General features: G+C 64.6%; 7 protein-coding genes and 1 pseudogene. 2 read left to right on the forward strand and 6 right to left on the reverse strand.

The window, feature by feature from the left end; genetic code table 11:
* Positions 1 to 66: 66 nt before the first annotated feature.
* The 3 genes from ACO2RV_RS11550 to ACO2RV_RS11560 form a co-directional block, all read right to left on the reverse strand.
* Positions 67 to 1,122, reverse strand: a complete 1,056-nt coding sequence (locus ACO2RV_RS11550) for a 4-oxalomesaconate tautomerase (protein WP_423292982.1) — start codon at positions 1,120 to 1,122, stop codon at positions 67 to 69.
* Positions 1,123 to 1,153: 31 nt separating this feature from the next.
* Positions 1,154 to 1,825, reverse strand: a complete 672-nt coding sequence (locus ACO2RV_RS11555; protein WP_423292984.1) for a 4-carboxy-4-hydroxy-2-oxoadipate aldolase/oxaloacetate decarboxylase — start codon at positions 1,823 to 1,825, stop codon at positions 1,154 to 1,156.
* A 72-nt stretch (positions 1,826 to 1,897) separates the two neighbouring features.
* On the reverse strand, positions 1,898 to 2,632 hold the full coding sequence (locus ACO2RV_RS11560; protein ID WP_423292986.1) for a PIG-L deacetylase family protein: 735 nt from the start codon (positions 2,630 to 2,632) through the stop codon (positions 1,898 to 1,900).
* Between the two features lie 254 nt (positions 2,633 to 2,886).
* On the opposite strand from ACO2RV_RS11560, the gene ACO2RV_RS11565 reads away from it, so the two are divergent.
* Positions 2,887 to 3,780, forward strand: a complete 894-nt coding sequence (locus tag ACO2RV_RS11565; protein WP_423292988.1) for a DUF1932 domain-containing protein — start codon at positions 2,887 to 2,889, stop codon at positions 3,778 to 3,780.
* Positions 3,781 to 3,783: 3 nt separating this feature from the next.
* Here the strand turns inward: ACO2RV_RS11565 and ACO2RV_RS11570 are convergent, their stop codons facing one another.
* Positions 3,784 to 4,944 (reverse strand): LysR family transcriptional regulator, encoded by a 1,161-nt coding sequence (locus ACO2RV_RS11570; RefSeq protein WP_423292990.1) that lies wholly within the window; start codon positions 4,942 to 4,944, stop codon positions 3,784 to 3,786.
* A gap of 25 nt (positions 4,945 to 4,969) precedes the next feature.
* Positions 4,970 to 7,864, reverse strand: a complete 2,895-nt coding sequence (locus ACO2RV_RS11575) for an FAD-binding and (Fe-S)-binding domain-containing protein (protein WP_423292992.1) — start codon at positions 7,862 to 7,864, stop codon at positions 4,970 to 4,972.
* A 64-nt stretch (positions 7,865 to 7,928) separates the two neighbouring features.
* On the opposite strand from ACO2RV_RS11575, the gene ACO2RV_RS11580 reads away from it, so the two are divergent.
* Positions 7,929 to 8,843 carry a LysR family transcriptional regulator gene (locus tag ACO2RV_RS11580; RefSeq protein WP_423292994.1) on the forward strand — a complete coding sequence of 305 codons (915 nt, stop codon included), beginning with the start codon at positions 7,929 to 7,931 and terminating at the stop codon, positions 8,841 to 8,843.
* A gap of 846 nt (positions 8,844 to 9,689) precedes the next feature.
* On the opposite strand, the pseudogene ACO2RV_RS11585 reads toward ACO2RV_RS11580, so the two are convergent.
* Positions 9,690 to 9,816: pseudogene (locus ACO2RV_RS11585) on the reverse strand (IS5/IS1182 family transposase); the annotation flags it as partial.

Raw genomic sequence — 9,816 nt, forward strand, 5'->3', positions numbered from 1 at the left:
CCGCGATTATTGCCGAAGACTGCTCTTCAACGCGCTGCCTGACATGACGCGCCGCGTCGGCCGCGATCAATCGCGCGGCCAGACCCGCCCGTCCATCAGCTTGCGCGCGGTGCGCAGCGTGCCGGCCCCGACCACATGACCAGCCTCATCCTGCTCGATCAACACCTCGACGGCACCACTCGGGTGCTCGATGCTGAAACGGCCGTCCGGTGGCAGCACGGCGAGTTCTTCGGCAGGGGAGCCGGACAGCGTGCAGGCGGTGGCAACACTCACAGCCGCGAAAACCCCGATCGAGGCATGACAGCGGTGAGGAATGAAGCTGCGTGTATTGATCGTGCCACCGGCGGCTGGCGGAGAGACCAACGTCATCTTGGGCACCGACTTCTGCGTCACGTCGCCCAGATTCATTAAAGGCCCGGCCTGAAGCCGGATCGCCTCGATCCGGGCCTTCAACTCGGTGTCGGCCTCCAGCGCCTCGCGGCTCTCCTGGCCGGTCAGCCCGAAATCAGCGGCCCGCATAATGACGCAGGGCATGCCATTGTCGATCAACGTGCAGGCGATACCGTCTATTGCATCGACCGCGCGGGCAGACGGCAGTAGCGCCCCACACATCGACCCGGCGATGTTCTGGAACATCAGTGGCACCGGTGCCGACCCGAAAGGCACTCCATCGATCAGCGCCGTTCCCGAATAGCTCACCCGCCCGCCGGGCGTCTGGACCCGCGCGAGTGCCACCTCGCCTGTATTCAGCATGTGGATGCGGACTTCAGTTTCCGAGCCGCCGACGGGGACTAGGCCGCGCTCGATGGCGGCGGGTCCAACCCCGGCCAGTATATTGCCGCAGGCTTGCGCATCCGACACCAGCGCCTGGTCGACGAAGACCTGTAGGAACAGGTAGTCGACATCCGCATCGGGATGCGTCGAGGCCGACAGGATCGCCACTTTCGACGTCAGCGGATCAGCGCCACCGATGCCGTCGATCTGACGCAGGTCGGGGGATCCCATGATCCTCAGCAGCAGGTCATCCCGGGCCGGGATCGGCGCGGGCAGATCAGTAGCCAGGAAATAGGCGCCCTTCGAGGTTCCGCCACGCATCCACAGGCAGGGAATACCTTCGCTCATGGTTCCTCCGTGGCCGAGCCGCTGCCGCGTGTCATTCGTAGATCAGGCCCTTTTCGGCGAGGCGGGGTCGCATGTCATAAATGTCGAGGCCGAGTTCCCCACTGGCGAGGCGCTTGCGCCTCGCCTCCTCGCCGGCCATGCGCCTTTGAGCTGCGGCCAGAACAGCGGTCGCCTCCTCACGCGGCACGACGCAGACGCCGTCATCATCGGCCACGATCACGTCGCCCGGCTTTACTGCCTGGCCGGCGCAGACCACTGGTACATTAACCGACCCCAGCGTCTCCTTGACCGTGCCCTGCGCGCTGATCGCCTTCGCCCAGACCGGAAGGCCCATCTCCGTCAGGTCACGCACATCGCGCACGCCGGCGTCGAGCACCACCCCGCGGCAGCCGCGCGCCATGGCCGACGTCGCCAGAAGGTCGCCGAAATAGCCGTTGTCGCACGGGCTGGTGGGCGCCAGAACGAGAATGTCGCCCTCCTGCAATTGTTCGATGGCAACGTGCAGCATCCAATTGTCCCCCGGAGGCGCGCTGATCGTCACCGCCGATCCGGCGACGCGGGCACCGGCATAGATGGGGCGCATATAGGCGTGGAGACACCCGGTCCTGCCCTGCGCCTCGTGCACAGTTGCCACGCCCGCCTCTGCCAGGCCCGCGATCACCGCCGTATCGGCGCGCTGAATGTTCTGAACGACTTTCGCCATCTGTCGATTCCTGTTCCCGGACACCGTCCGGCTGTCTCGTCCTGGGGTGGTCGCGCCGGAAACGGCGCGATCTCAGAGTTCGTCGACCGTGCGCGGGAAGACCGACTGGAAGCCCTCGGCGTATTTGGCCTTGCGGCCGCCCGATTGGCCGCCCGAGTTGCGCATGAAGTGATTGGCCCGATTTTCGGCCACCCGAGTGTAATATTCCCAGAGGTGCTCCTGGCCCTGCATGCACTCGATGGCGGCCCGCTTCTTGTCCCAGACCGGGGTGATGTCGAGGAAAGTGTCCGGCTTCCAGCCCATCTGCTCGGTCTGGTGAGGTTCGAACAGGTAAAGCTGCGGCGCGCCCAGCACCTTTTCACCCGGATTGTGCCCCCAGGCCTGTGCGATCATCCGGCATTCCAGCGCCACCTGCGTGGTGTACATGTGGTCGGTGTTGTAGGGGTCATACTGGCTGTGGCTCAGCATGAAGGCGGGCTGAACCTTGCGGATCACGTCGACGACGCGGAACTTGTCGTCCTGTGTTAGATGGAGCGGGTAGTCACCAAGGTCCAATTCGACCAGATCGTGCACGCCGAGCGCCGCCGCCGCCTTTTCCGATTCCTTGCGGCGAGCCGCCTTCACCTGCTCCAGCGTCATGCCCGGCTCCTTCCAGAGCTTGGCGCTTTCACCGCGTTCGCCGAATGACAGGCATAGCACGGTGACGTCATAGCCCTTCTCCGCATGCAGCGCGATTGCCCCGCCGCAGCGCCAGACGAAATCGGCGGCATGGGCGGAAATCACAAGGGCGGTCTTGGGGGTCGACATGGTGGTCCTCCGGAATGCTGTCGGGGCTATCTGGACCGGCGGTCTCTGCGGCGGCAAATCGGAAACAGCGCGAAAGTCATAACTTGGCGCTATTGCCGACACCGCGAGCTATAGGGCGAGCCGAGGCTTGAATGCCCCGAACTTCACTTCGGCCTTTCAAAAGACGGCGGCTTGCATAAGTGCAGGCTATTGCGCCTTTTCACTCATGAACCGCCGCGATACCTCCCGCCGATCGAAGTGAGAAGGATTTGATCATGACGCACGCCCGCGCACCCAAGATCGCATTCATCGGATTTGGCGAAGCTGCGGAAGCGTTCGCAAAAGGTTGGGGCCAGGACATCGCCGGCGGCCAGTTGGCCTGGGACGCGAAATGTTCCGATCCGGAGGCGCGGCACCTGCCCCAGCGCCGCGCCGACGCCACCGGGATCGTGCTGGCCGGAGATCGCGCGGCCGCGTTGGAAGGAGCGGCGGCAGTCTTCTGTCTCGTTACCGCCGACCGCGCGGTCGAGGCCGCAGAACAGGCGGCGGCTCATCTGACGCCTGGCACTCTCTGGCTCGACGGCAACAGCTGCTCGCCGGGGGCCAAGCGCCGATCCGCCCAGATCATCGAGGCGGCCGGTGGCCGCTATGTCGATGTGGCGATCATGGCGCCGGTCTATCCCAAGATGCACCGCACGCCGTTGCTGATCGCCGGCCCGCATGTCGGGGCTGCGTTGGAGGTGCTGGAGGCCCTCGGAATGGAGGCCCAAATCTCGGGTGATAGCGTTGGCGAGGCATCGGCCATCAAGATGATCCGTTCGGTGATGATCAAAGGGATGGAGGCGCTGATGGCGGAATGCCTGTTGGCCGCCCGCCGCGCGGGAATCGAAGGACGCGTCCTGGCCTCACTGCAGGCGTCGAACCCGAATATCGACTGGCCAAGCCAGGCCGCCTACAATCTGGAACGGATGATGATGCATGGCCGCCGTCGCGCCGCGGAAATGCGCGAGGTCGCGGCGACACTGGCGGAACTGGGGTTGCCGAACGCCCTCGCCAGCGCGACCGCGGACTGGCAGCAGCGCATCGGCAATCTGGAACTGCCGGCGGGCGACGACGACTACCCCGGCCGCGCCGATGCCATCTTGCGGACACTGCCAGCGCAGCGCTGACGCTCAGAACAGCTGCGCTGCGGTCTGGCGCAGCAGGCTGAGAAACTCCTTTTGCGCCCGCGTTGGTTCCCAATCGACGCGGGTCGTGATCCCGATCGATCGCGTGGCGTTGGACAGCGCTATGGGCACGATGGACAGGACCTCGGTCTCCACCTCAGCCTGCATGCGCGACAGGCCGGCAAGGTAGTCACTTTCGCGCAGGATCTCGCGCATCATGATGACCGAGGAGGTCTCGACCACATTGCTGGGCGCGCGGTCGGCGAAATAGGAATCCAATACGTTTCGCAGCGGCGTTGGCCGGCGTGGCATGACCCACGGATAGGCCAGAAGGTCGTCGAAGCCCAGCGCCGGCAGCGCCAATAATGGGTGGTCGCGACGCGCCACGACAACACCCTCGTCATCGAACAGCCTGTCCTGCACGATGTCGTCGACCGGCGTGGGCAGGCGCAGCGCGCCCAGCATCATGTCTATTTCGCCCCTGCGCAGACCCAGAAGCAGTTCGTCATAGCGCCCATCCACGACCTGAAACGGGAACTGCGGGCGCAACTGCCGAAAGGCAAGGATGGCCCGGGGTAGCCAACCGGATCGTGACAGCGGCAGCGCCCCGATGACGATGCGCCCGACTTCGCGCCCGTGCAAAGCGGCCAGATCCGACTCCGCCTGATCCAGCTCCGCCAGCGCCAGCCGCGCAGCTTGGGCCAGGTTCAGCGCCGCCCGTGTCGAGATCAGGCCGTGGGCGGTGCGCTGGAAGAAGACGGTGCCCGCCGCCTCTTCCAGCATGGTGGTCGAGCGATGAACGGTCGGCTGCGCAAGACCCAGCCGATGGGCGGCAAGCGTGAAACTCTCGGCCTCCGTCACCGCTATCAGGGCGGTCAGTTGCTGCCACGTCGCCTGCACGCGGATGGCACGGTCCATGTCCGACATCGCCGCATCAAGCATGCGCAGCGCGCGGTTGGCGCGATACAGCAGCAATTCGCCCGCTTCCGTCAGGAAAAGGCCCTGCGGGCGGCGCTGAAACAGAGCGTGGCCGCTCTCCCGCGCCAACTTGGCCATGGCCTGCGTGACCGCGGGTTGCGAGACATGATTGACCTCTGCCGCGCGCGTCACGGAATTGCTGCTCCCCAGCACCGCGAACATCCTCAGGTGGCGGATACTGGCAGGCAATGAAGCTCCTCCTCGGCGGTGCAAACTATGGCGCCGCCGCACCGGGAGCAAGGCCGCACGCCGCGTCCAGCCCGGCCGCTCCTGAATGAAGCAGCGTCCGCGCGATCAGCCCCAGAGGGTGGCCCGGCACCCGGCCAGCCAGCCGGTCGGATTGGCAACGGCAGGAAAAGCCGGTGGCGAGCAGATCATCCGTCGTATCCATGTGAGAGCGCCAGGACATTTCGAAAAGTCTGCGCGAGACCGTCTGATGATGTTCCTGATGCCCGAACAGCCCCGCCATGCCGCAGCAGCCCGTCGCCGGCGTCTGCACCTCAAGGCCTATGGCGGCGAAGACTTGCCGCCACAGCGCCCCGCTCTGCGGCAAGGCGGTTACCTCCGTGCAATGGGAAAGCAGCCGCGCCGGGGCCGGCTGCACACCTGCGCGCGGGAAAGACCGTCGCGCCGCCTCGGCCGCTAGAAACTCCTGCGGCAACAGCACAGTAGGCAACTGAAACCCGGCCTTGGGATATTCCTGCCGCAGCATCATGGCAAAGGCTGGTTCGAAGGCGATCAGCGGGTGGCCGAGCGATGCAGCGGACTGCAAATCACAGGACAGCGCTTGAGCCATCCGCGCGAACCCGGCCAGGTCGCCCGCGGCGTAGGCTGCTTTGCCTGCCGGCCGCATCGGCAAAAGGCGCGGCGCATAGCCGAGCGCTCGCAGCCCGGCCACGACATCTTCTTGCACCGCGCCATCGAATAGCGCAGTGAACCAATCCTGTATCAGGATCACGGTGTTCGTCGGCAGCGGCCCTGCCAGATCGGCAGAGGTCAGCCACAAGCTCGGGTCCAGCCGGGCCAGACGGGTCGGCAGGTCGCGGCTGCGGGTGAGAGCTGCCCCGATAGGCGCCACCAGAGGCCAGACCCGCGCCAGCACAGGCGCCAGGCGTGAGACGATCGGGCTGAAGCGTTCGGCCGCCAGAACGAGCCGCTCAGCCCACGAGCGGGGGTGGCGCGCGTGGTAATCGGCCAGAAAGGCTGAGCGCATCGTGGGAATGTCCACCTGCACCGGGCATGAGGTGGCGCAGGCCTTACAGCCCAAGCAGGTATCCAGAACCTTTACCAGATCCGCCTCTAGACGCTGCAGGTCGGGCGCGCCCTCCTGCCGGGCCTTGTGCCAGCCGCGAAGCGCATCGGCACGGCCTTTGGGGCTATGGCGCACGTCTGCGCTGGCCTTGAAGCTCGGGCACATCGGCGTCGTGCTGGCATAGCTGAGACATTGCGCATTGCCGTTGCAGCGGAAGGCACGGGTCAGCGGATCGCCTTCGGCGGCGTTGAAGGCGCGGAAAGGTGTGGTCGCGATGCCAAGTATCGGGACGTCGTTGCTGACGAGTTTGCCCGGGTTGAAGCGGCCTGCCGGGTCAAAGGCGGCCTTCACGCCCTGCAGGGCCGAATAGCCTTCGACGCCGATCCAGTCGCGCAGATAGGCGCCGCGCACGCCCTTGCCGTGCTCGCCCCAGAAGATGCCGCCATATTTGCGGGTCAGCGCGAAAACCGCGTCAGATACCGCCACCAGGCGGTCCCGGTCCGCGACGGAGTCGATGTTCAGGGCCGGCCGGATATGCAGGCAGCCCACATCGACATGGCCGTGGATGCCGAAGCCAAGACCATTTTGCGAGAGCACGGCGAGGAATTCGTCCAGAAAGGCGGGCAGGTTCTCGGGCGGAACCACCGTATCCTCGACGAAGGCAATGGGGCGGGCGGGGCCGTCCACTTTGCCCAGAAGCCCCACCCCGGCGGACCGGATTGCCCAGAGATCACGAATCTCGTCAAGATCCCGCGCCAGATGAACGGCGCCGATCCCGGGCAGACCGGCCAGAATGCGGCAGCACTCTTCCAGCTGCCGTTGCAGCAGGGCGGCCTCGTTGCCGTTCAGCTCGACAAACACATAGGCGACGCGCTGGCCTTTGGCCGGGCGCAGACCGGGCGGCAGACGGCGCAGTATGCCACCCTCCTCGGCAAGGGCCTGGATCGTCTCATCCATCACCTCGACCGCTGTTGGCTCGGCGGCCAGCAGCGGGGTGGCGGCCGCAAGCGCGGCGCGGAAATCGGCAAAGCCGGCCACGATCAGGCGCTTTTCGCGTTCGATCCGCCGAAGCTTGACCCGGATGCGGCTGATAAGTCCCAGCGTGCCCTCGGCTCCCAGAAACAGCCGCCACCACTCGAAACTGCCACCCTCGGGGCAGGCGCGCTCCAGATCATAGCCGGTGAAGCGCCGGTTCAGGCGCGGCGTATTCGTGATGAAAGCCGCCCTGCCCCGCCGCGCGGCGGCCTCGGCCCGGGACAGCATGTCGCCAGCCCATTCCGGCGCGGACGCAAGGCTGTCCAGCAGCCCCTGTGCCCGTGCCAATTCAAGACCCAGAATATTGTCCGACGTCTTGCCGTAGATACGCGAGCCCTTGCCCGACGCATCAGTGCTGACCATGCCGCCGATGGTGCAGCGGCTGGAGGTCGAGGTTTCGGGCGCGAAGAACCAGCCGGTGGGACGGATCTGCTCGTTCAACTCATCCAGCACCATGCCGGGCTCGACGTCCGCCCAGCCCTCGGCCGCATCGAAGGCCAGCAGTCGGTTCATGTGTCGACGCATATCGACAATGACACCATGATTGAGGCTCTGCCCGTTGGTTCCCGTGCCACCGCCTCGCGCTGTTAGAGCGAGACCCGCGAAGGCCGGCGCCTCAATCACCGCCATCAACCGCACCAGGTCATCGGCATCGCGCGGGGCGACGATCAGATCGGGCGCGATCTGATAAACCGAATTGTCGGTGGACATGGCAGCCCGCAGCGCGCTGTCGGTCTCGATCTCGCCGCGGAAACCCTCTGCGGCCAGCGCCCTCGCGAACGCTTCGCATTGGTCGTGATGGGAAACGGCGCGATCGGGCAAGGTCAGTTCTCCGGCTACCCCGGCAGACTTGACATACCGCGGTACTTTTTGAAAATGCAATTAAATGAAGATAAATTCAGATAATCTGAATATTAATCTGCGCCATCTACGGGCCCTTCAGGCCATTGCGGAGGCCGGCAGCTTCGCTGTGGCCGCGTCCCAGCTGGGCGTCGTGCCCTCGGCGTTATCCGAACTGATCCGCCAGTTGGAAGCCAGTGTCGGCGGCGCGCTGTTCGACCGTGCCACCCGTCCGCCGATGATGACGCCGCTGGCGACGCAGTTCCTGGCCGAAACCGGTCCGCTGCTGGAGGGCATCGACCGCGCCGTGACGAGGCTGCGCCAGAGCGCCGGGCTGGAGATCGGCTCGCTTTCGATCGGGGCTTCGCCCTCGGCGATTTCGGAACTGGTCGCGCCGGTGCTGACCGGGTTTCTAGCCACCCACCCGGAAATCCGGCTGCTGCTGCATGATGACATCGCCGAGCGGCTGGCAGGAATGGTAGCCGATGGGCAGCTGGATCTGGCCGTGGCCGGGCGTGCGCTTCATTCGCCCGACCTGCGGCAGGAGGGGATCATGCGTGACCGCTTCGGGCTGGCCTGTCATGCCGACCACCCCTTGGCCAGGGCCCGCCGGGTCGAATTGGCCGACTTGGATGACGTGTCGCTGATTGGCGTGGCAGAGGAGACCGGGACCTACCAGCTTCTGTCGCAAAGCGGCCTGCCCGAGGCGCTGCTGCACCCGCGCATGAACGCCCATTCCACCGTGGCGCAGCTGTGCATGATCGGCGCCGGGCTCGGCGCTGCCCTTTTGCCGCAAAATGCGGTTAACCTCTTCAGCGATCCGCGGATAGTCTTCATGCCGATCGCAGATTTCGAGCTGTGGCGAACGCTTTATGTGATCGAGCCCGTCCGCCGCCCACTGTCGCCCGTTGCGCAGGCATTCCTTCAAGATTTGCGGCAACAATGTCGGACAGCCACATGATGGCAGCTAGCGCAGTCTATCTACCTGCGTTGTAAGAACTCTGTGCCATATGGCCCCATCGAATATCCGATAATACCTCCTACATACTACGGGTTGCGAGATATAAGCAGCGGCACCGCTGTTCAAAGTGCTCACCGATATCAATGCCCCCTTGTCGGACCACGGCCTCAAAGAGCCCCCAGCGCGCGCCTGATATCGAAACGCTGCTTATAGTCATTGCTCAAGAATTTCTAAAACATTGCAATTTCAACAAAATAATTATTATTAGTTTCGACTTGGTCGGCGCGCCACGCTATTTTAGACTAAACTGCAATAGGCACCGCCGAGAGGCGCTTTTGCCACGGCGAGCTGGCGGCTTCCGTCCTGCGCCGTCCCTTGGCCTACCCGACAGTCCGGCCCAGAATGAACGGCTTCCAGCGTCAATGATCGAAACGCTGAGGGAGCATTTATTGTGGCCTTCCTATACTGCCTGCCCAATTCGGGATCGAATGCTTATGGGCGAGCCATCCGGATCATCGTCCAGCTCAATTCTTGGTCCTGGATCGTGCTCGTTATTGCCTTCCATGCCGTGGGTATCGCCATTTTTTACGGATGGTGGCCTATATGCCGTGCCGTTCAGGCACATGCTGCTGCGAAGGGCCGAGCCATGCTGGACATCGTACTCGACGCCCGGTCCTTTCCCAGGTGAAAGGCACCGGGCAGCGGATCGACCGGCTGGCCCGGCTCGACAAGGTGCCGCCGATGACCGGAGCAAGCTCGTACCTCTCCCCGACTAACCGGTAGCGCGTTCTGCTCCGGCTGTTGGCTACTCAGTCATAAGCGGCCCAGGAAAACCGGCGATGTCGACTAGGTGACCGACTCATAACTTCGCAGCCAGATGCGGATTGATGCGAGTTGGATCGAGGCGAGGAAATTGTCGTCTCGCTTGTCGTAGCGGGTGGCGACGGCCCTGAAGTGTTTGAGCTTGTTGAAG

The organism is Ancylobacter sp. VNQ12 (assembly GCF_049445835.1).
Lineage (GTDB): Bacteria > Pseudomonadota > Alphaproteobacteria > Rhizobiales > Xanthobacteraceae > Ancylobacter.

Coding starts and splice junctions, on each gene's coding strand:
- ACO2RV_RS11550 (WP_423292982.1), bottom strand. CDS start 1,122: ATGAGCGAAGGTATTCCCTGCCTGTGGATGCGTGGCGGAACCTCGAAG.
- ACO2RV_RS11555 (WP_423292984.1), bottom strand. CDS start 1,825: ATGGCGAAAGTCGTTCAGAACATTCAGCGCGCCGATACGGCGGTGATC.
- ACO2RV_RS11560 (WP_423292986.1), bottom strand. CDS start 2,632: ATGTCGACCCCCAAGACCGCCCTTGTGATTTCCGCCCATGCCGCCGAT.
- ACO2RV_RS11565 (WP_423292988.1), top strand. CDS start 2,887: ATGACGCACGCCCGCGCACCCAAGATCGCATTCATCGGATTTGGCGAA.
- ACO2RV_RS11580 (WP_423292994.1), top strand. CDS start 7,929: ATGAAGATAAATTCAGATAATCTGAATATTAATCTGCGCCATCTACGG.